This window comes from Microbacterium sp. IEGM 1404, from assembly GCF_030056775.1.
GTDB lineage: Bacteria > Actinomycetota > Actinomycetes > Actinomycetales > Microbacteriaceae > Microbacterium.
Genome location: NZ_JASHKP010000038.1, coordinates 1 through 212, shown reverse-complemented (window position 1 = coordinate 212; position 212 = coordinate 1). Strand labels below are relative to the sequence as shown.

At 76.9% G+C, this 212-nt stretch carries 1 pseudogene; it reads right to left on the bottom strand.

Features of this window, described 5'->3' with window-relative positions:
- A pseudogene (locus QM517_RS18180) lies at positions 1-212 on the bottom strand (ABC transporter ATP-binding protein); the annotation flags it as partial.

The window sequence follows — 212 nt, the reverse complement described above, 5'->3', positions numbered from 1 at the left end:
CGCACGCCCACGGTGGGATGACGCCCGCTCGGGATGCCCATCGGGCGCCCCCTCACCGGGGCGGGGACGACGCGACTGTCGAGGCCGTACACGTCGCGCACCGTCTGCTCGGTGATGACCGCGCCGGGATCTCCCGCGGCGATCACCCGTCCGGCCGCCATGGCGAGGAGGTGGACGCCGGACCGCGCGGCGAGGAGGCGGTCGGGCCGCAC